The 20,746-nt window shown below is 38.2% G+C and carries 23 protein-coding genes; 16 read left to right on the forward strand and 7 right to left on the reverse strand.

The annotated features are described in order from the left end of the window. Window positions 1–13 precede the first annotated feature (13 nt). The 4 genes from rsmA (at window position 14) to CXF71_RS20725 (ending at window position 4,731) form a co-directional block, all read left to right on the forward strand. Window positions 14–919 carry a 16S rRNA (adenine(1518)-N(6)/adenine(1519)-N(6))-dimethyltransferase RsmA gene (gene rsmA, locus CXF71_RS20710; RefSeq protein ID WP_101234803.1) on the forward strand — a complete coding sequence of 302 codons (906 nt, stop codon included), beginning with the start codon at window positions 14–16 and terminating at the stop codon, window positions 917–919. A 279-nt stretch (window positions 920–1,198) separates the two neighbouring features. Then, window positions 1,199–2,056, forward strand: coding sequence for a symmetrical bis(5'-nucleosyl)-tetraphosphatase (locus CXF71_RS20715; RefSeq protein WP_101234804.1), 858 nt, complete (start codon window positions 1,199–1,201; stop codon window positions 2,054–2,056). Window positions 2,057–2,225: 169 nt separating this feature from the next. Beyond that, window positions 2,226–4,244 carry a methyl-accepting chemotaxis protein gene (locus tag CXF71_RS20720; protein WP_101234805.1) on the forward strand — a complete coding sequence of 673 codons (2,019 nt, stop codon included), beginning with the start codon at window positions 2,226–2,228 and terminating at the stop codon, window positions 4,242–4,244. A 280-nt stretch (window positions 4,245–4,524) separates the two neighbouring features. Then, window positions 4,525–4,731, forward strand: a complete 207-nt coding sequence (locus CXF71_RS20725; protein ID WP_011045258.1) for a cold-shock protein — start codon at window positions 4,525–4,527, stop codon at window positions 4,729–4,731. A 517-nt stretch (window positions 4,732–5,248) separates the two neighbouring features. Here CXF71_RS20725 and murA read toward each other — a convergent pair. The 7 genes from murA to mlaF all read right to left on the reverse strand — a co-directional run bounded on the left by murA (window position 5,249) and on the right by mlaF (window position 10,191). Then, complete coding sequence (gene murA, locus CXF71_RS20730) at window positions 5,249–6,511, reverse strand: UDP-N-acetylglucosamine 1-carboxyvinyltransferase (RefSeq protein WP_101234806.1); 1,263 nt, start codon at window positions 6,509–6,511, stop codon at window positions 5,249–5,251. Between the two features lie 119 nt (window positions 6,512–6,630). Next, on the reverse strand, window positions 6,631–6,894 hold the full coding sequence (locus tag CXF71_RS20735; protein ID WP_101234807.1) for a BolA family protein: 264 nt from the start codon (window positions 6,892–6,894) through the stop codon (window positions 6,631–6,633). Between the two features lie 32 nt (window positions 6,895–6,926). Continuing rightward, window positions 6,927–7,229 (reverse strand): STAS domain-containing protein, encoded by a 303-nt coding sequence (locus CXF71_RS20740; RefSeq protein WP_101234808.1) that lies wholly within the window; start codon window positions 7,227–7,229, stop codon window positions 6,927–6,929. Between the two features lie 3 nt (window positions 7,230–7,232). Next, complete coding sequence (locus tag CXF71_RS20745) at window positions 7,233–7,994, reverse strand: ABC transporter substrate-binding protein (protein WP_101234809.1); 762 nt, start codon at window positions 7,992–7,994, stop codon at window positions 7,233–7,235. A gap of 3 nt (window positions 7,995–7,997) precedes the next feature. Next, entirely contained in the window at window positions 7,998–8,471 is a 474-nt protein-coding gene (mlaD, locus tag CXF71_RS20750) for an outer membrane lipid asymmetry maintenance protein MlaD (RefSeq protein WP_101234810.1), read from the reverse strand. Window positions 8,472–8,557: 86 nt separating this feature from the next. Beyond that, the gene (gene mlaE, locus CXF71_RS20755) at window positions 8,558–9,334 is read right to left on the reverse strand and encodes a lipid asymmetry maintenance ABC transporter permease subunit MlaE (protein ID WP_101234811.1); all 777 of its coding nucleotides are present in this window, start codon (window positions 9,332–9,334) and stop codon (window positions 8,558–8,560) included. Between the two features lie 26 nt (window positions 9,335–9,360). Beyond that, a complete protein-coding gene (mlaF, locus tag CXF71_RS20760; protein WP_101234812.1) occupies window positions 9,361–10,191 on the reverse strand; it encodes a phospholipid ABC transporter ATP-binding protein MlaF in 831 nt (276 codons plus the stop codon). A gap of 533 nt (window positions 10,192–10,724) precedes the next feature. On the opposite strand from mlaF, the gene CXF71_RS20765 reads away from it, so the two are divergent. From CXF71_RS20765 to mgtE, 12 genes are all read left to right on the forward strand, one after another. Continuing rightward, on the forward strand, window positions 10,725–11,702 hold the full coding sequence (locus CXF71_RS20765) for a calcium/sodium antiporter (protein WP_101234813.1): 978 nt from the start codon (window positions 10,725–10,727) through the stop codon (window positions 11,700–11,702). 28 nt (window positions 11,703–11,730) lie between these two features. Further along, window positions 11,731–12,696 (forward strand): KpsF/GutQ family sugar-phosphate isomerase, encoded by a 966-nt coding sequence (locus CXF71_RS20770; RefSeq protein WP_101234814.1) that lies wholly within the window; start codon window positions 11,731–11,733, stop codon window positions 12,694–12,696. Beyond that, a complete protein-coding gene (kdsC, locus tag CXF71_RS20775; protein ID WP_101234815.1) occupies window positions 12,696–13,241 on the forward strand; it encodes a 3-deoxy-manno-octulosonate-8-phosphatase KdsC in 546 nt (181 codons plus the stop codon). The genes CXF71_RS20770 and kdsC overlap by 1 nt, the downstream gene beginning before the upstream one ends. After that, window positions 13,238–13,807: an LPS export ABC transporter periplasmic protein LptC gene (lptC, locus tag CXF71_RS20780; protein ID WP_101234816.1), complete on the forward strand. Its 570-nt coding sequence runs from the start codon at window positions 13,238–13,240 to the stop codon at window positions 13,805–13,807. Before kdsC ends, lptC begins: the two co-directional genes overlap by 4 nt. Continuing rightward, a complete protein-coding gene (lptA, locus tag CXF71_RS20785; RefSeq protein WP_232771566.1) occupies window positions 13,794–14,432 on the forward strand; it encodes a lipopolysaccharide transport periplasmic protein LptA in 639 nt (212 codons plus the stop codon). The genes lptC and lptA overlap by 14 nt, the downstream gene beginning before the upstream one ends. Further along, entirely contained in the window at window positions 14,422–15,177 is a 756-nt protein-coding gene (gene lptB / locus CXF71_RS20790) for an LPS export ABC transporter ATP-binding protein (protein ID WP_101234818.1), read from the forward strand. The genes lptA and lptB overlap by 11 nt, the downstream gene beginning before the upstream one ends. Window positions 15,178–15,284: 107 nt before the next feature. After that, the gene (locus CXF71_RS20795; protein WP_101234819.1) at window positions 15,285–16,802 is read left to right on the forward strand and encodes an RNA polymerase factor sigma-54; all 1,518 of its coding nucleotides are present in this window, start codon (window positions 15,285–15,287) and stop codon (window positions 16,800–16,802) included. A 26-nt stretch (window positions 16,803–16,828) separates the two neighbouring features. Beyond that, window positions 16,829–17,116 carry a ribosome hibernation promoting factor gene (hpf, locus tag CXF71_RS20800; protein WP_101234820.1) on the forward strand — a complete coding sequence of 96 codons (288 nt, stop codon included), beginning with the start codon at window positions 16,829–16,831 and terminating at the stop codon, window positions 17,114–17,116. A 103-nt stretch (window positions 17,117–17,219) separates the two neighbouring features. Then, window positions 17,220–17,672: a PTS IIA-like nitrogen regulatory protein PtsN gene (gene ptsN, locus CXF71_RS20805; RefSeq protein ID WP_101234821.1), complete on the forward strand. Its 453-nt coding sequence runs from the start codon at window positions 17,220–17,222 to the stop codon at window positions 17,670–17,672. A gap of 44 nt (window positions 17,673–17,716) precedes the next feature. Next, entirely contained in the window at window positions 17,717–18,571 is an 855-nt protein-coding gene (rapZ, locus tag CXF71_RS20810; protein ID WP_101234822.1) for an RNase adapter RapZ, read from the forward strand. 15 nt (window positions 18,572–18,586) lie between these two features. Next, the gene (locus CXF71_RS20815; RefSeq protein WP_101234823.1) at window positions 18,587–18,862 is read left to right on the forward strand and encodes an HPr family phosphocarrier protein; all 276 of its coding nucleotides are present in this window, start codon (window positions 18,587–18,589) and stop codon (window positions 18,860–18,862) included. 205 nt (window positions 18,863–19,067) lie between these two features. Beyond that, window positions 19,068–20,426, forward strand: a complete 1,359-nt coding sequence (gene mgtE, locus CXF71_RS20820) for a magnesium transporter (protein WP_101234824.1) — start codon at window positions 19,068–19,070, stop codon at window positions 20,424–20,426. The last annotated feature ends 320 nt before the right edge of the window (window positions 20,427–20,746 follow it).

Raw genomic sequence — 20,746 nt, forward strand, 5'->3', positions numbered from 1 at the left:
CAAAGAAGTAGTTATGAACGACAAAAAACATTTAGGTCACCAAGCAAAAAAACGCTTTGGACAGAATTTTCTCCATAATGATGCTGTTATCAGTGACATTGTTGATGCCATTAATCCAGAGCCTGGTGAAAACCTAATAGAAATTGGCCCTGGTTTAGGTGCCTTAACAGAGCCTGTTATCGAACGTGCAGGTAAATTATCCGTCGTTGAATTAGACAGAGATCTTGCCCATAGACTTCGTCATCATCCATTTTTAGCCAAAGATTTAACTATTTATGAAACTGATGCACTGAAATTTGATTTTGCTCAGTTAGCAAATGAAGAAAAACCATTACGAATTTTTGGTAATTTACCTTACAACATTTCTACGCCGCTTATTTTTCATCTGTTAACTTTTAAAGATAAAGTAAAAGATATGCACTTCATGTTACAAAAAGAAGTGGTAGAACGAATGGCTGCAGGGCCTCACTGTAAAGCCTATGGTCGTTTATCAATAATGACTCAGTATCAGTGTCAAGTACATCCTGTGATGGAAATAGGACCTGAGGCTTTTAAGCCCGCTCCAAAAGTCGACTCTGCGATAGTACGTTTGATTCCTCATACACATATTGAGAATCCAGTTAAAGACATTAACGCATTAAACACCGTTTGTTTGGCCGCATTTAACCAACGTAGAAAAACGATTAGAAATACTTTTAAAAAGTTAATTAGCGAAGCACAGTTAGCTGAATTAAACATTGATGCTAATTTACGTCCAGAAAATTTAACGCTTGATGAATTTAAGAAACTTGCTGATTTTATTGTGGATAACCCACCAGAGGTTGCTCCAGTAAAGGAAAAAAGACACATGGCAAAAAATAAAAAGACTCTACATGCTAACGACAGTTTGAATGGGGATTCTGCAATCGAAGCAGAGTAATACCAATTTGACTAAGTTTGTTCCCACTCAGAGCTTGTCAGCGGTTTGAGAACAAATTGAATTTTTTATATTATAGTTATTCTATATGAAAGAAATTCAGTGCGGTTATCGAATCGCTGACAAACTCCCGAAGGGCGAGTATCTAATAAAAGGTAAAGGCTTACATGCTACGTTATTGATTTTGATAAGGGAATAACCATTCTCTTCAATCAATGCCTTGCCTCTAAGCCTTTTAACTCTCGCTGAGTGAAAAGAAACTTAATCAAAATGGTATAGCTTATGGCGATTTATCTGGTCGGCGATATCCAAGGTTGCTTTAACGAGTTAACTTCCTTGCTTTCAAAAGTCAATTTTGATCGTAAAAAGGATATCCTCTATGTCGCGGGCGATCTAGTTGCTCGCGGTCCAGATTCTCTTGAAACGTTACGCTTTGTTAAATCCCTTGGCAAGCATGCTAAAGTCGTTTTAGGTAATCACGACTTACATTTATTAGCGGTTCACGCTGGCATCAAAAAAGCTAAAAAATCAGATAACTTATCAGCAGTATTAGCAGCCCCTGATGTTAATGAGCTTATGGACTGGTTAGCCGCACAGCCTTTATTACAAAAAATATCGAATACTGAGCCCTGTTTCCCAACGGAATCTAGTCATCATGAAGACACTGCCTACATGAGTCATGCTGGTATTTCACCACAATGGCAGTTAGTAGATGCGCTAGAACAAGCCGAGTTTGTTCATACTAAGTTAGCAAGTAGTGACCGTAATACTTGGTTAGCATTAATGTATGGTGAGGAGCCTAACAACTGGCATAAAGCAAAAACTGACGTTGAAAAATTTCGTTATAGTATTAATGCGTTTACTCGCATGCGGTTTTGTTTTCTAGATGGCTCACTAGAGTTTACTCAAAAAGAGTCTCCTGAAAATACAAATATTGACAACATCGTTGCTTGGTATGAATTATCTAAAACGATCCGATATACTCAATGGGTTTTTGGTCATTGGGCCTCGCTCATGGGTAAAAGTTCACACTCTAACGTTTATCCCTTAGATACAGGGTGTGTTTGGGGGAATCATTTGACCCTGCTTCGCTGGCATGATAAAAAATACTTCAAGCAAAATGCTGAAATGAATAATTAGAAGAGGTTATTATTGTACAAAAAACTATGGTGGATAACTTTTCACACCGTATAATACTAAAATATAAACTAAATATTTACTATTACAAGCCGATACAAGCTAAGCTTTGTATATCATAAACAAATAAACGTATTAACTAGGCAAGTAGCCTACCAATTGGGTGGATTCTATGAATTTGACTGTAGCTGTAAAAATAATTGGTGGCTTTGCCATTATCTCAATTTTACTGATAGTAATTAGCATAATATCGTTATCTAACTTAAATACCATCAGCAAGTCGACTCAGCAACAGAATACTTTGGCGATCCCAACTCTCAAAGCCAGCAATAAGCTTGCGCTTGAACTTAGTAAAATGAGTAATTTGGCCCTAAAAGGCTATTATCAAACTGATCTTAATCTATTAGCTGGAGATCTTAAAAATTATAAAGATATAGAAACAATATTTACAAGGCAATTATCAGAATTAAAGCAAATTGTAGCTTCTGAACAAGATTTGATAACTAATTTATCTCAAGTTGACCAGTTATACTCAACCTTTAATACTGCTAGTATTGGTTTGTTTAGTAACCATAAAATCAGTATCGAACAAAAAAAGTTATTGACTGAAAAAATTAATACTTTAGAAGAAAAAGCAGATGACACCGTCATGTTATTGTTAGATTTAGCTGATCATGAACTTGCTGATACTAAACTTCAACGTGCAATCAGCTTAAGTGAGCAGTTGGAAAACAAGTTTAACTCTATAGTCTCTTCTGTATTCGAGTACCGCGATATCCTAGATGAGAGTACTACTCAGCTTATTGAGAATGAAGTATCTCGTAGCCTTAATGAGGCAAAAGGGTCAGTTGATGCTATCGTTGCTGAATTAAATGCTCATGGTATTGAAGATATTTCACAGGAAGTGACGTTAGCATTCAACGAAATACAAAACCTTCTATCACAAGACGATGGCATACTAGCTCACAAAGCAAAGCAACTTAGAGCTAATCAACAAGCAACTTCCCTGCTACTAAAAGAAGAAAAAGTTGCCGATCAAGTTAACAAAGTATTAGATAATCAAATTGAACTTGCTAACCAAACAACTATTGAAGCAAGTCAACTGGTTGCAGATTCAGTTAGCCGTGGTAGTACTCAAACAACCATTATTATGCTCATATCAATTGCTGTAGCGCTAATAATCGCGAGAATTACACTTATTGGTATTACTCGTCCATTGGCACGCGTTAATGAAATGCTCAATATCGTTGCCTCTGGTGATCTTTCGATGAAACTTGATGAAAGTGGTAAAGATGAGTTTGCTCAACTATCCAAAAATTGCAATTTATTAATTGATAGCTTGCGTAATTTAATTGAAAGCATTGTAAATCGCTCCGCTCAACTGGCAGCCGCTGCTGAGCAAACGTCAGCTGTTACCGCCCAAAGTACCACAGCGATAGAAGAGCAACGTAATCAAGTAGAACAAGCGGCTTCCGCTACCACTGAAATGAGCAGTACTGCACAAAGTGTTCTATCAAGCGCTAATGATGCCCTTGGCGAAATTAAACACGCTGATGATGAAGCAGAACGAGTTAAGGTTATTTCTGCAAGAAACCGTCAAACCATTGAGTTACTTGCTAGTGAAGTTGACTCAGCTGCGCAAGTAATTAATCAATTACAACAAGACAGTGCCTCCATTGGTAGTATTTTAGATGTAATACGAAGTATTGCCGACCAAACTAACTTATTAGCATTAAATGCCGCCATTGAAGCTGCGCGAGCAGGTGAGCAAGGTCGAGGCTTTGCTGTTGTTGCAGATGAAGTACGTACTCTAGCAAGCAGAACCCAACAATCGACCTCTGAAATACAAACAATGATCGAAGCACTACAAACGGGCGCAGGTAAAGCAGTAACCGTAATGGATGCAGGTAAGGTTAAAGCGAGCGAATGTGTTAAGCAAAGTGAAGAAGCAGATCATGCCCTAGAGGTTATCACTCACGCGGTTCATGAAGCATTTGATCGCAGTTCACAAATTGCAACAGCTGCTGAAGAGCAAAGTGTGGTTGCCCATGAAATTAGTGAAAATCTTGAGTCTATCGTCACTATTGCAGAGCAAACCACTGCAGGCTCACAACAAACAGCAGCATCAAGTAGTGAAGTTGCACGTTTAGCGGAAGAACTACAACAATCGGTTCAAGAGTTTAAATTATAACAATAAAGTAAAGCTGTAAGTCTATTTTACTCCTTAACTTACAGCTTATACGATACTAATGGTTGACATATAAGTTTCTAACTATATAATGCACCCAGCTTGAAGTTAGTTTTATTTTTTTGTACACCATTTCGATGTTATCTCATGCTTACGTAGATAAGATATCTGTAACACGTCCTGATTTATAAGTAATAGCAACTCTTTTTAGCAAACCCCTAGCAGCTTCGCTTGTGCAAAGATTGTTAGTATAATTACTCTTAAATATTTATAGGATACACATATGTCTACTACTACTGGTACAGTAAAATGGTTTAACGAAGCTAAAGGTTTTGGTTTTATCGAGCAAGAAAACGGTCCAGACGTTTTTGCTCACTTCAACGCTATCGTTGGTGACGGTTTCAAAACTCTTGCTGAAGGTCAAAAAGTTGAATTTACAGTTACTGACGGTCAGAAAGGACCTCAAGCTGAAAACATCGTTGCACTTTAATTTGCAATAATTAGGTAGGTTATTCGGGTAATAATTCGATAACAAATCTAAAGATGTTAAAGAAAGGACATACCTTAATTGGATGTCCTTTTTTATTACCTGCTTTATAGTCGTCATAATATCAGCATATTGTTGACTTACGATTTAAATTCTTCCTACCCATCTTCTTCTTGTAAAGTTGCTATATCTAGCATTATCTGGTGTTTATATATGTGATTAGGCATGTAATATCATTACCTCGTAATATCACGTTCATTAAATTATTTTTTCTTCGCACCACAAAATCACAAACTTAATGGAACTGGTATAACCTTTACCATAAAGGTTAATGTTTCAAAATTGATAGGCGGCTTTAGCCATTAAACACAGCCATTAAACAATTATTATTTCCACAGAAAGTATACGTAACTTTTATCTGGCCCTTTAAAGGAAAAAAACCAGTACTTGTTACAGTACTGGTTTTTCAATCTGCGCCACTCACTAATCAGTAAGTTAATACAGTAATATATATGAACGATTAATCAACTTTGATACGTGTAATATCAGCACCTAAGCCTTGTAGCTTACCCTCAATACATAAGTAGCCACGGTCAATATGGTAAATACGGTCTACTTGCGTTGGTGATTTCGCAACTAAACCTGCAATCACTAAACTTGCTGATGCACGTAAATCAGTCGCCATCACTTGAGCACCGTTAAGACTAGTTACCCCTTTAACAATAGCGGTGTTACCTTCTAAAGCGATATCTGCACCCATACGTTGTAATTCTGGTACATGCATAAAACGGTTTTCAAAAATAGTTTCAATAACTGTTGCAGTACCTTCAGCTAGTACATTCATCGTCATAAACTGTGCTTGCATATCAGTAGGAAAAGCAGGATGAGGAGCTGTTCTAACATTTACCGCTTTAGCTCGAGAGGTCATTTCTAGTTCTATCCAGTCATCGCCGGTAGTGATTGTAGCACCTGCTTCTTGCAGCTTACTCAATACTGCTTCTAAAGCCTTAGGGTCGGTATTCAAACATTTGATATGACCTTGAGTTACTGCAGCAGCGACCAAGAAAGTACCTGTTTCAATACGATCAGGCATAACAGTATATTCTTTACCACAAAGCTCGCTAACACCTTCAATAGTTAAAGTATCAGTACCCGCCCCGGTAATTTTTGCACCCATACTAATCAAACAATTAGCAAGATCAACAATTTCGGGCTCTCGAGCAGCATTTTCAATAACGGTAACGCCATCAGCTAACGCAGCAGCCATCATTAGATTTTCGGTGCCGGTTACACTAACCGTGTCCATGAAAATAGTTGCCCCGCTTAAACGGCCTTGCTTTTTAGCCACAATATAACCGTCTTCAACGGTAATATCTGCTCCCATAAGCTTTAGGCCCTGGATATGCAAGTTAACTGGTCTTGCGCCGATGGCACAACCACCCGGCAAAGACACTTCTGCATGCCCCATACGAGCGAGTAATGGGCCAAGTACGAGAATTGAAGCGCGCATAGTTTTTACTAAGTCATACGGCGCACGACAAACATCAATGCTACTAGCATCGATCATAAGTTTCTCTTCGTTAAGCCACTCAGTTTTAGCTCCTAACTGACCTAATAATTTAACCGTTGTTAAAATATCATTTAATTGCGGTACGTTACTAAAAACAACAGGTGTTTTAGATAATAGCGCTGACATCAAAATAGGAAGAGCAGCGTTTTTTGCTCCAGAGATCACGACATCGCCGCGCAGTGGTTTACCACCAATAACTTTAAATGCGTCCAAAATAACTACTACTTACTTAAAAAGGATTAAAAAACATCGAGCCAGTATACACAAAAATGCCCAGCAATAAAAAGCTAGGCATTAAAAATACAAATTAGTAACACTATTACTAATTAATACTAACTATTAAATAATTTATCACGTTGCCACTGCGCTTTATTAAATGTCTTCACAGTAACGGCGTGGATTGTGCCATCTTTTATAATATCAGCCAATGGCTTTAAAACGGCTTGTTGGCGTTTAACACGACTCAAGTCATCAAACATATCACTTACCGCATTGATTCGGCATTGAGAACCATCAAAAGCCACATGAAGTTCATCAAGTTCAAGTACTTCATTTATTAACTTACTTACTAAATTTTCAATCTCGCCAACTTCCAAGGGAGTCTCCTTTGTTCATTATTTTTATGATACTAATCACATGTTATAGGTAATAAACCATCTACGCCACTTAAGGTGATTAATTTAGTTAATTTGTCTGGTATATTGCTAAAACTCAATTGACAAGAGTGATGTGCGGCTTGCTCTAAAAGATAAAACAACCAAGCGAGGCCAGCAGTGTCTGCCTTGCTAACCTTGCTTAAATCCACTTTAACAGCGCCATGCGCAAACCAATTTACATACTCACTATCTTTAATATCCGCTATAGTATAACGGCTCAATTGGCCAGAGACTGCTAGGGTACCATGATTAAGAACTATATTCGCTTTACTCACTGTTTATCCTTGCTGCTCTTTTTTTTCTGTTGTATTTTCATTTTTTACTGCTCGATTTTTAAAAACAATGTCACGAGTACTTTTAGTCTTTAATAATTCAGTAACGTAAGGCAGGCCTTTTTGCCTAATAATGCTGCCTAATTCAGCTTGCTTTGAATCAAGTAAGCTAATTCCCTCTGCAACCATATCAAAGGCTTGCCACTGTTTAGTCTTTGTATTCAGTCTAACCTTGAATGCCACATCAATATTATCTCGACCCGGCATAATAATGCTTGTATTTACAGCGACAATTTTTTTATCCTCAAAGGTTCTTTCTGGAGAGAAATTTACTACTTGATTATCATATAAAGTAAACACTTGCGCATAAGAGCTCACTAAATATTCTCGAAAAACGGGTACGAATGCACGTCGCTCTTCATCAGTAGTTTTCTTTAAGTACGTACCAATAACCTTAAAAGCCGAATATTTATAATTTATATACGGCATCAGTTCTTCTCGGACGATGTCTTTTAACAAATTGGGGTTGTCTTGAATTGCTTGTTGTTCGCGTGCAAAACGTTGAAAAGTCTGCTCCGCCGCGCCTTTTATCATGAGGTACGGGTTGCTTTGATCAACAGCTGAACGTGTTGCATTTATAGGGAGCTCAGTTACCTGAGAAGCTAGCGTAGTTGCTTCTTCGCTATTAGCGATAGCATTATGACTAATTATCAGGCTAACCACTAAACTAATAAATATATTACCTCTACCAAATTTACTTATGTTCACTTACTACTCCTCACCACTTCCTTGGCTAAATAAAAATTGACCAATCAACTCTTCTAATACTAAGGCTGGCTTAGTATCTTCAATAAAATCACCTGGTTGTAATGTATCTACAGATTCATCTACAAAACCAGGTTGTATACCTAAATATTGTTCCCCCAACAAACCTGCCGTTAGTATTGCGACAGAGGTAGCTTCTGAAAATTCATTATATTGTGTATAAATTTCAAGAGTAACCAAAGGGGTATAATCTTCTTTATCTAACGATATATTGCTAACACGGCCAACAACAACCCCGCCTACTTTAATAGGTGAACGCACTTTTAAGCCGCCAATATTATCGAACTTAGCAAAAAGCTGATAGCTTTCACCACCACCACCTATACCTGAGTTTGCTACTTTAAGCGATAACATCAATAAGGCAGCTAGACCTAATGCAACAAAAAAACCTACTAATAATTCTACTTTCTTTGACACCATGTCTTTCACCAACGCCTTGTAATAAAAATTGAACAATAAAATTATAACGGAACAACAATGTTCAGTAATCGCTTTACCAGCGTTAACTACTTTACGAACATTAATGCCGTTAAAATAAAATCTAAAAATAAAACTAATAATGATGATTGCACTACTGTTGAGGTAGTCGCCCGACTAATCCCCTCAGAGGTAGGCTCACAATCGTAACCTTTGTATACGGCAATCCACATAACAACAAAAGCAAATACAATACTTTTAATAATACCGTTGAGGATATCTTTTTGAAAGTCGACTTGGTCTTGCATTACTGACCAAAAAGTCCCGCCATCAACACCTAGCCAGTCAACACCAACAACATGAGCGCCAAGGATACCCACCATAGAAAAAATAGCTGCTAATAAGGGGAGGCTAATAAATCCAGCCCAAAAACGCGGCGCTATAACTCTCCTTAAAGGGTCAATTGCCATCATTTCTAAACTTGATAATTGCTCTGTCGCTTTCATTAAGCCAATCTCTGCTGTCAGTGCAGAGCCAGCACGCCCTGCAAATAATAAAGCAGCAACCACGGGGCCAAGTTCACGTAATAACGACAATGCAACCATAGGACCTAAACTAGCCTCAGCGCCATAACCCACAAGAATAGTATACCCTTGTAAAGCTAAGACCATACCAATGAAAGTGCCGGATACTACAATAATCATTAAAGACAAGACGCCAACGCTGTAAAGCTGTTGCATCAATAAAGGTGTACCTTTACGAATATTGGGTATATGCATTAACGCAGAAACCAACAAAATTACTGCTCGGCCTAAACCACCTATCAAATTTAGAGTTTGCTTACCTAAAAACTGTATCTGCTGCACTATTTGCCGCCTTGAAACTGATTCATTTATTTAACTCTTTTTGAAGGTATCTTAATGAGTTCATCACTATAAGCTGGTGCTTCATAATGAAAAGGTACTGCGCCATCAGCCTCTCCTTGAATAAATTGTTGCACTAAAGGAGAGCTATCTTGTCGTATTTGCTCAGGTGTGCCATGGCCAATGATTTTCTTTTCTGCCACAATATAAATATAATCTGCGATGCTCATGACTTCGGGAACATCATGTGAAACCACTATAGATGTTAACCCTAGAGCATCACTTAATGAGCGTATTAACCGGACAATAACGCCCATAGAAATAGGATCTTGGCCCGCAAATGGCTCATCATACAAAATCAACTCAGGGTCGAGGGCAATTGCGCGCGCTAATGCTACTCTGCGTGCCATTCCCCCAGAAAGTTCACTGGGTTGCAGGTGTCTTGCACCTCGTAAACCAACCGCTTCTAATTTCATCAGTACTATTTTCTCAATGATAGCTTCAGATAGTTTGGTGTGTTCTCTAATCGGAAAGGCTATATTATCGTAAACGTTCATTTCGGTGAATAACGCACCGCTTTGAAAGAGCATACTCATATGTTTTCGCGCTTCATATAAGTCTTTACGAGAGAGTAATGGGATATTTTTACCGGCAAAAAATATATTACCGCTTTCAGGTTTTATTTGACCGCCAATTAAGCGCAGCAATGTTGTTTTACCAATGCCACTGGGTCCCATAATCGCGGTAATTTTCCCTTTAGGGATAGACAAGCTAATATCATCATAAATGACTCGCTCACCCCGTTTAAAGGTTAGATTTTCAATTTCAACCAAGTTTATTTCTGGTGCAGAGTTTGTCATCGTTCAACGTCACTGTTTATTATTGCCTAAATAGATACCCGTTCCACTTGAAGATGCAGGATTCAGCTGGAATTATAAACGCCTTTAGGCAAGGCATTGATTGAAGAGAATAGTTATTCTATTGTCGAAATCAATAACGTAGCATAAAGCATTTATAAACCAGCCCTTTTGGGGAAAACTGAGCAAACCATATTCGTCGTTACATTTGTTTTTAAGGGAATAACCCTTAACAAAAAAATGTGCCTTGATTATGATTTGCTCAGGTTTCCTGAAACGAGCATCTTCAAGTGGAGCGGGTATACAATAGAAATTCTAATAATGGTAGGTGATCTTACCTTAGCGACTAGAATTCTTCATTAGAAATAAACCAATAACAGCGCAATATTTGTAAAAAGCTGAGGTTAATTTGTAAGAAAGTGATCGTTTTTGCTTAAAAGTAAGGCAAAAGAATACTATTTTCATTTTGGCCGCATTATTTACTTCTTTTTTGCTCAACAACCAGCGACAATTTACGCTTAACTTTGGAGTCCTTAATGCTAGAACAGATTTTTATATTACTTATCGCCCTTGTTGCTTTAGTTTGGAGTGCCGATAAATTCGTTTTTGGCGCCTCATCATTAGCGAGAAACTTAGGTATTTCACCAATGATAGTTGGTTTAACCATCGTTGCTATGGGATCTTCAGCACCTGAAATGATGGTAGCGGCAACCGCATCATTGCAAGGTAATCCCGATACGGCCATTGGTAACGCTATAGGCTCAAATATTACCAATATCGCTTTAGTGCTTGGTATTACCGCTTTATTACAACCTTTAACCGTTTCATCACAAACTATAAAACGTGAAATCCCACTTATTCTGGCCGTAACCGCTTTAGGCTATTGGTTACTTATTGATGACCACTTAAGTTTTATTGAAGGCATTGTCTTAATGTCTGGCTTTGCCATTTACATTATCGCACTGCTTGTTATCACCTTGAAGAAAACAAAGGGCAAGCCCAGTGATGACCCCTTGATTATTGCTGCAGAGCATGATGTTCCTGCCGCTGTAGATATGAAATCATCTTTACTATGGTTAACTGTTGGAATCATTTTATTACCATTAAGTGCGAGCTTTTTGGTTGACTCTTCTGTATTTATAGCCAAAGCATTTGGTATTAGTGACTTAGTTATTGGATTAACTATTATTGCTATAGGTACTAGCTTACCTGAGCTCGCCGCTAGCATTATGAGTATTATCAAAAAAGAAGACGACTTAGCATTAGGTAATATAATAGGTTCGAATATCTTTAATATCCTGGCTGTATTACCAATAGCGGGGCTGATTGCGCCTGGAAATATTGATCCGTTAGCTGCCAGTAGAGATGCACCTTATATGTTAGGTGTTACTTTACTGCTATTTATTTTATGTTTTAGTCGACGCTTTGGTGCATTTAGAATTACCCGTGCCAAAGGCGGATTATTACTGTTAAGCTTTATCGCCTATCAAGTATTACTTTTTAGCCAATTATAATCATAAGAGCTGATATAAATTAATCATTATGCAAAACTTCAAACAGTTAGCAAAAAACGTTATTGAAATTGAACAGCAAGCTATTGCTGAACTAGTACAGTATATTGATGATAATTTTGAGCTTGCCTGTCAACTCATGTTTCATTGCAAAGGTCGAGTTATCGTTATTGGTATGGGTAAGTCAGGTCATATTGGCGGTAAAATAGCAGCGACACTTGCCAGTACCGGCACACCCGCTTTCTTTGTTCATCCTGGAGAAGCCAGTCATGGTGATTTAGGCATGATCACCAGTAATGATGTGGTGTTAACCATCTCTAATTCAGGTGAAACCAGTGAAGTACTTGCCATCATTCCAGTTATTAAACGCATCGGCGCTAAATTAATTTCAATGACAGGTAACACCGACTCTACCTTAGCTAAACTAGCCGATACACATGTCTGCATTAAAGTATCTGCTGAAGCTTGCCCTTTGGGTTTAGCGCCTACATCAAGCACCACTGCAGCACTAGTTATGGGTGATGCTTTAGCTGTCGCTCTACTTAATGCTCGTGATTTTACCGCTGATGATTTCGCTTTATCTCATCCAGGTGGTAGTTTAGGTAAACGTTTATTACTTCGCCTAAACGATATTATGCATCAAGGCGAAAGAATCCCTGTTGTTTCTGAGCATGCACTGATCAAAGATGCCTTGGTAGAAATGTCATTAAAAGGTTTAGGCATGACTGCTATAGTGAATGACAAACAGCAGCTAGTCGGATTATTTACTGATGGCGATCTTCGCAGAGTATTAGATAATAGAGTCGATATTCACAGTGATAGTATCAGCACAGTAATGACACATAACCCCAGAGTAGCGCAAAGTGATATGCTAGCCGCACAGGCCTTAAAGATAATGGAAGATAATAAAATAAACGGCCTAATCATTGTCGATAACAACAATAAGCTGGTTGGCGCAATGAATATGCATGACTTCTTAAGTTCTGGAGTGCTTTAATGAATACCCTATATGGCAATGTACAAAGTAACATATTAGCTAAAGCGCAACAAATAAGACTCTTGGTATGTGATGTTGATGGCGTATTTTCTGACGGTAGAATATATTTAGGCAATGACGGCGAAGAGCTAAAAGCTTTCCATACTAAAGATGGCTTTGGCATAAAAGCGCTAGGCGCCAGTGGTGTTGATGTTGCGATTATTACTGGAAGAAACTCTGCAATTGTCGCTAATCGTATGAAAGCATTAAATGTTGCTCATATTATTCAAGGCCAAGAAAATAAATTACCCGCCTTAATTGAGTTAACTCAACAGTTAAACATTAACCTTAACGAAGTCGCTTACATAGGTGATGACACACCTGATTTACCTTGTATTGAAGCCGTAGGTCTCGGCATTAGCGTTTCCGACGGCCACCCTTTAGTGTTACGTAATGCTGATTACACAACATTTACTCGTGGTGGTTTTGGCGCCGTACGGGAAACGTGTGATTTGATTATGCAAAGCCAAGGTAGCTTAGCCAGTGCTTCGGGCGCGAGTATATGAATCGATTAAATAGCCTAGCGCTATTTGTCTTACTGCTTAGTGCGCTAGTTTATGGCATTATTGAATGGCGTACTGCATCAATTGAGCAAGATACCTTAATTGTTAATGAACAACGCCCTGACTTTATCGCTGAGAAGCTAGAAAGTAAAATATATAGTGATTTAGGGTTACTGTCTCACACTATTGAAGCGGAAAGAATGGAACATTATGCTGATTTAGAGGTCAGTTACTTTGAATCGCCAAATTACACCTTATATCCACAAAAGAATGCTTTGCCTTGGAAGGTAAGTGCACAAGAAGCAACGCTTTACAAAGACAACCGTGTAGAGTTAAAAAATCAAGTGCATATTAAAGCAACCGACATTGGCAGTTTAATAAAAGAGATTCATTGCAAAACAATCGCATTAGATTTAAAAACAAATATCATTAGTTCAGAGCAAGCTGTTGTTGTGGTCGGCAAAGACTTCACCATGTATGGCTCAGGACTAATTATCGATTTAAACACTAAACAAATGACCCTAACCCAGCATGAACGTACTATCTATAAAAAATATGATGAAAGCTAATTTAAGCCGTATTACCTTCAAACGTAATACCTTCAAACGTAATACCATCAGAGTATTAGCACTTACTTCTTGTCTGTTTATTTTTAGCCCTGCTCAAGCCGCTAAAAAAGATCTAGAACAAGAGATCACCATTAAATCACAAAGACAAGCTGCAGATCTTAAAAATAAAATAGCCAGTTACTTAGACAATGTCAGTATTCGTCAAGGCTCTATCTCTATTACTGCTGATATAGTTAAAGTATTTAGTGTCGTCGATAAGAAGACTGGCGACAAAAATGATACTTATTTAGCCAAAGGTAAACCCGCTATATTTCAGCAAAAATTAGAAGACGGTAGCTTAATTAAATTACAAGCTGATGAAATAACTTATAGTCCTACTTCCCATATGATTACGATTACAGGTAATGCTTTGGTCAAGCAAGCGGGTAGTGAAGTGAGTGGTAATGAAATAACATACAATACCTTAAATGAAAAGCTAGAGGCCAAAAGCGCTAGTAATCAATCAGTTACCACCGTATTACAACCCACCATTTTGAAAAAACAGAAAGAAACATACGAGAAATCTAAAGCGGAAAAAGTAACTGAAAAGGTAGTTGAAAAAAAAGGCGATAACCGTGACAACTAACTCAGAACAGCAGGCTCCCGTAAATACCCTTATTGCCGATAGCTTATCGAAGTCTTATAAAAGCCGACAAGTCGTTAAAAATGTTAGTTTGCAAGTCAATGCAGGACAAATTGTTGGTTTGTTAGGACCAAATGGTGCGGGTAAAACTACTTCCTTTTATATGATCGTTGGCTTAGTGCCGAATGACAATGGGACTATCAAGCTAAACGGTGAAGACTTAACGCTTGCCCCTATGCATGAAAGAGCCCGTAGCGGTATTGGATATTTGCCGCAAGAAGCCTCTATTTTTAGAAAGCTTACCGTAACTGATAATATCATGGCGATATTACAAACACGTAAAGAGCTTACTGAAACTCAGCGAGCTGAAAAACTCGAACACCTCTTAGAAGAGTTTCATATTTGTCATATCAAAGATAATACCGGTATGAGCTTATCTGGTGGTGAAAGACGAAGAGTCGAAATTGCCCGTGCATTAGCCGCAGACCCGCAATTTATTTTATTAGATGAACCTTTTGCCGGGGTTGACCCAATTTCGGTTGGCGACATTAAAAAAATCATCTTACACTTAAAGCAACGAGGCATAGGTATATTAATCACAGACCACAATGTTAGAGAAACTTTAGACGTTTGTGAGCATGCTTACATAGTTAGTCACGGTGAAATAATTGCACAAGGTAATGCAGATCAAATTCTTGCTAATCAAAAAGTCAGAGATGTATACCTTGGCGAACAATTCACGCTATAGTAAAGTTATAAGTTAGTCATTTTAGCCAACAACGTTAATTGAAAAGTAATGACACATTGCAAAGACGTAACTACTCAGAATAATAAATAGGAAATCATATAACCTAGATGCGCCCTACACTACAGCTCCGTATTGGACAACACTTAACGATGACTCCACAGTTGCAACAAGCGATCAAGCTATTGCAATTATCAACGTTAGAGTTACAACAAGAAATTCAAGAAGTTTTAGAGAGCAACCCACTACTTGAGTTAGATGAAAAAGCCGCAAGTGAAAGTTCCACTGAACAAAATAATCTTGAAGAAGCTTTTTCAACCAACACGAATGACACAACAACTGAACAAGACACTGGCGACGGTAGTGAAGATCAAAAGGCCAGTATTGACGAAATATCGACTACTGAGGCCATGGAAAAGAGTGATATACCAGAAGAGCTCAATATCGATACCACCTGGGAAGATAGTTATAGTGCTGGAGTATCAAATACTGGCGCAGTAAGTAGTCCTGCTGATGATTATACCTATCAAGGTGAAACAACCGATTCCATACAAGATCACTTATTATGGCAAATGGAATTAACGCCCTTCACCAGTACCGATAAAACCATCGCTATTGCGATTATTGAAGCGGTTGATGATGCAGGATATTTAACTGTTTCAACCGAAGATATCTTGGAAAGTGTCGGTATCGACGGTCTTGAACTTGATGAAGTAGAAGCCGTATTAAAGCGTATTAATATGTTTGATCCTATTGGTGTCGCTGCACGCTCAATTCCCGACTGCCTACTTATTCAATTAAATCAATTTAGTGCTGACACTCCTTATCTCAAAGAAAGTAAATTGATTATTAGTGAGCATATTGATTTACTTGGCAATCGAGATTATCGCCAGTTAATGCGTAAAACCAAATTAAAAGAAGATCAGCTACGTGAAGTGATGCGTTTAATTCAAAGCTTGAATCCTCGCCCTGGTGATGTGGTAATTAAAGGCAATGATCAATATGTTATTCCTGATGTTACTGTTGAGAAAAAAAATGGACGCTGGGTAGTTGAATTAAATTCTGATACAACACCAAAATTATCGATCAATAAGCAGTATGCTGCCATGTCTAAAACAATGAAGTCGTCAACTGATGATGGGCAATTTATTCGATCCAATTTACAAGAAGCTAAATGGTTTATTAAGAGTTTAGAGTCACGCAATGACACGCTACTTAAAGTATCCAACTGTATTGTTCAACGCCAGCAAGGCTTTTTAGAACATGGTGCTGAAGCCATGAGACCTATGGTCTTAAACGATATAGCTGAAGCTGTTGATATGCACGAATCGACCATATCACGCGTTACCACGCAAAAATATATGCATACGCCAAGAGGTATTTTTGAGCTGAAGTACTTCTTCTCTAGCCATGTTAGTACCGAAAATGGTGGTGAGTGCTCATCTACGGCAATTCGCTCTTTAATTAAAAAACTAATCTTAGCGGAAATACCTGCTAAACCGTTAAGTGATAGTAAAATGGCTAATTTATTGGCCGAGCAGGGAATAAATGTGGCACGACGTACCATTGCTAAGTACAGAGAATCATTAGCAATACCACCGTCAAACCAACGTAAGAGTTTACTTTAAAATACTACAATAAAAGGATCATGCTTATGCAAATTAATCTTTCTGGCCACCATGTTGAAGTAACAAGTTCATTACGAGAATATGTCGATACAAAGTTCTCAAAACTAGAACGACATTTTGATCACATCAATAATGTACATGTGGTACTTACCGTAGAAAAGCTTAACCAAAAAGCTGAAGCTAATATTCATATGAATGGCAGTGAAGTATTTGCATCAGCAGTGAACACCGATATGTATACTTCTATTGATACCTTAGTTGATAAACTTGATCGACAGATTCTTAAGCATAAAGGCAAAATATCTCATCATTAAGTTGAGTTAATAGAACGCTTTAAAGTAATTAAAGTATGTTACAGCTGGCGCCCTGAGCTAAATGATTTAGGTTAAGTGGCGCCTAAAAACCATAAACACAATTATGCAACTATCAGAAATATTAACAACAAGCTCTACCTGTTGTGCAGCAGCAGTAACCAGCAAAAAGCGTATTTTAGAAAAAATATGTCAACTCGCCGCTTCTCAGATAACTGACATAGAGCAAGATGAACTATTAGAGAGTTTACTCGATAGAGAGAAAATGGGTAGTACCGGTATAGGTAATGGAATTGCCATTCCTCATGGTCGACTACCTAATTCAAGTAAAGCCGTTGCCGTATTAATAACAACTGAGCACGCGATCGACTTTGATGCCATTGATAATCGAGAAGTAGATGTTTTTATCGCTTTATTTGTACCTGAAAATAGCTGCCAAGAACATTTAGATACGCTACAAAATATTGCTAAATTATTTAGTGACAAAAAAATGATCAAGAAAGTTCGAAAATGCAATGATAATCAAGCACTCTATAACTTAATTCAGCAAGCAAGCTAGCAACATAAAAAGTTGCCGAAAACAAAAACTCCGGAATATAATAAATGAAACTAATCATTGTCAGTGGTCGCTCTGGCTCAGGTAAATCAGTTGCGCTGCGAGTTTTAGAAGATCTTGGTTATTATTGTGTAGATAACATCCCTATTAATCTCCTGCCAGCATTAATTCATACCGTTATTAACGACTATGAAAACGTTGCGGTCAGCTTAGATGTTCGAAACTTACCGAAAGATCCTGAAGATATTCCAGAAATTATTGATTATTTACCTAAAGCGGTAGACGTGAACACGCTGTTTTTAGATGCTGATGATAATGACTTAATCAGACGCTTTAGTGAAACACGCCGGTTACATCCCCTTATTCGAGAGAATATGGCACTTGATCAAGCTATTGCTTTAGAAAAATCATTACTAGAGCCTATATCCACTAATGCTGATTTATATATTAATACCAGTCAACTTACCCCCCACCAACTGGCTGATTTAGTGAGAGAGCGGATCTTAGGCAAGAAAACCGGCTCTATGGTATTAGTGTTTGAGTCTTTTGGCTTTAAACACGGTATTCCTGTTGATGCTGATTATGTTTTTGATGCTAGATTTCTACCTAATCCATTTTGGGAAAAATCACTTAAAGGTAAAACAGGTGTCGACTTAGAGGTGAAAGATTTCCTCGCGAGCCAAGCTATTGTTACTAAATTTATTTGGCAAATTAATAGTTTTATGATGACTTGGTTACCGCATTTAGAACGAAATAATCGTAGCTATGTCACTATAGCAATTGGCTGTACTGGTGGTAAACATAGGTCTGTTTATATCGCTGAAATGTTAGCAAAAAATTTCCGTAAAGAACGTGAGGATATTCAAACTCACCATAGAGATATTGATGTTAAATCTACCTAAACTATTGGCAATCAAATGAGTACTATCTCTCAGCAAATAACAATCTGTAATAAGTTAGGCTTACACGCGCGTGCCGCGACTAAACTAGCCCAACTAAGTCAAAAATTTTCTGCGCAAATCACCCTCGAATTGGCAGGTAAAGAAGCCGATGCGAGTAGTATTATGGCGCTAATGCTATTAGCTGGCGGCCAAGGAAAAATTGTAAATATCACAGCTCAAGGCAAAGATGCACAATTAGCATTAACTGAAATATGCCAACTTATTTCTGATAAATTTGACGAATCTGAATAATAATACCAACCTAAAAGCGCCCTCTATAAGATAAAAAAGCTGATAAAACCACTAAGTTACGATAAACTTAAGTAGACTTCAGCTATTTTCAAAAGACAGCTGTTTTTCTTTTCATCATTAAGCAACCCTCCGTTTCGCGACCTTCTCAGCGATACACTCTTTAGAGGGTTTTCTGTGCACTATACACTTAAGAAGTAGAGTCGCTATGCCAGAATTATCAGAACAAGAGTTTAACCAACAAAGGTTACAACAGGTTAACGAAGCCCTTGGCAGTGGTATGTTCGTCTACGTACGAAAACTGCTACAGCACATGCCCGCTTATGATTTAGCTCTTATATTAGAATCATCCACTGCAAAAAGTCGTCCGGTACTTTGGCAACTTATAGATCCTGACTTTCATGGTGAAGTCCTCGAAGAGCTAAATGAAGAAGTCCGTAAGGGTATTCTGAAAAGCATGCGTCCTGAAAAGCTTGCAGCGGTTGCTGAAGGCATGGATATTGATGATTTAGCTGAGGTTTTCCGTACTTTACCAGACAGTATTTATAATGAAGTACTGAATTCGATGGACTCGCAAGACCGTACTCGTGTCGAAACAGCGTTATCTTATGAAGAAGATACTGCTGGTGGGATAATGAATACGGATACTATCACCTTACGCCCTGAAGTCACTGTTGAAGTAGTACTAAGGTACCTACGTCTAAAAGGTAAACTACCTGACGCAACCGATTCATTTTATGTCGTTGATCGTCAAAACCATTTTATTGGTGCAGTATCACTTGCTGCCATAGTGACAGCGAAGGCTGAAGTCATTGTTTCTAGTTTGATTAATGCTGAAGTTGAAGCGGTGCAAGCAGATATGGATGAGCAAGATGTTGCGCAGCTATTTGAACGTCACGATTGGTTTTCAGCCCCGGTTGTTGATGGTGCTGGTCGCTTACTCGGTCGTATTACCATTGATGATGTGATCGATATCATTCGTGAGAATGCTGAACATTCTATGATGAGTATGGCGGGTTTAGATGATGAGGCGGATACGTTTGCCCCCGTTATTAAAAGTACTAAGCAACGTTCATTATGGCTTGGTGTTAACCTTATCACCGCATTAATGGCTGTTGCCGTTACCAGTATGTTTGAGGGTGTCTTTCAACAATTAGCTATTTTAGCCGTGTTAAATTCTTTGGTGCCTAGTATGGGCGGTGTTGCAGGCAATCAAACCTTAACACTGGTTATTCGAGGTATGGCATTAGGTCATGTTGGTGATAGTAACGCTCGCGCTCTGCTCAGTAAAGAAGTGGCGATTGGTTTTTTAAATGGCATAATTTGGGCGACATTAATTGCGACGGTTGTCGCTATTTGGAAACAAGATTTAATGCTTGGCGGTGTTATTGCGTTCGCTATGCTGATGAACATGACGGCTGCAGGACTTGCTGGTGTAAGTATTCCGCTGCTTTTAAAGCGCCTCAATATAGACCCGGCCCTGGCCGGTAGCGTTATTATTACTACGGTAACCGATGTTGTGGGTATTTTCGCTTTCCTTGGAACAGCCACGTTATTGCTTACTTAACCTGCACTATGGATAATGGGTGCTTGATGCTTTAGTGAAATCAATTCATTAGGTTTTAATCCGAAAACCTCAACAAAGTCACAGTCGTTGAATGTCCCATCAATGTTTCAATTTCTGCGGTTATCAAGGCAAAACGTTTATGAATAGCTGGCTATTTATCGACGTTTTAACGATGAGAACTACAATAATGGGAATGTTGAGCAAGTACTGCTTATCTAGAGTTCAGGTTACTTAATTACCTAGTCATTGCTACTGAGTAATCACAACCTAGTTTCACTGACAAAAAAAGCGTTATCAATATAATATTGATAACGCTTTTT

The sequence above is a fragment of the Colwellia sp. 12G3 genome (assembly GCF_002836775.1).
In the GTDB taxonomy this organism is placed as follows: Bacteria; Pseudomonadota; Gammaproteobacteria; order Enterobacterales; family Alteromonadaceae; genus Colwellia.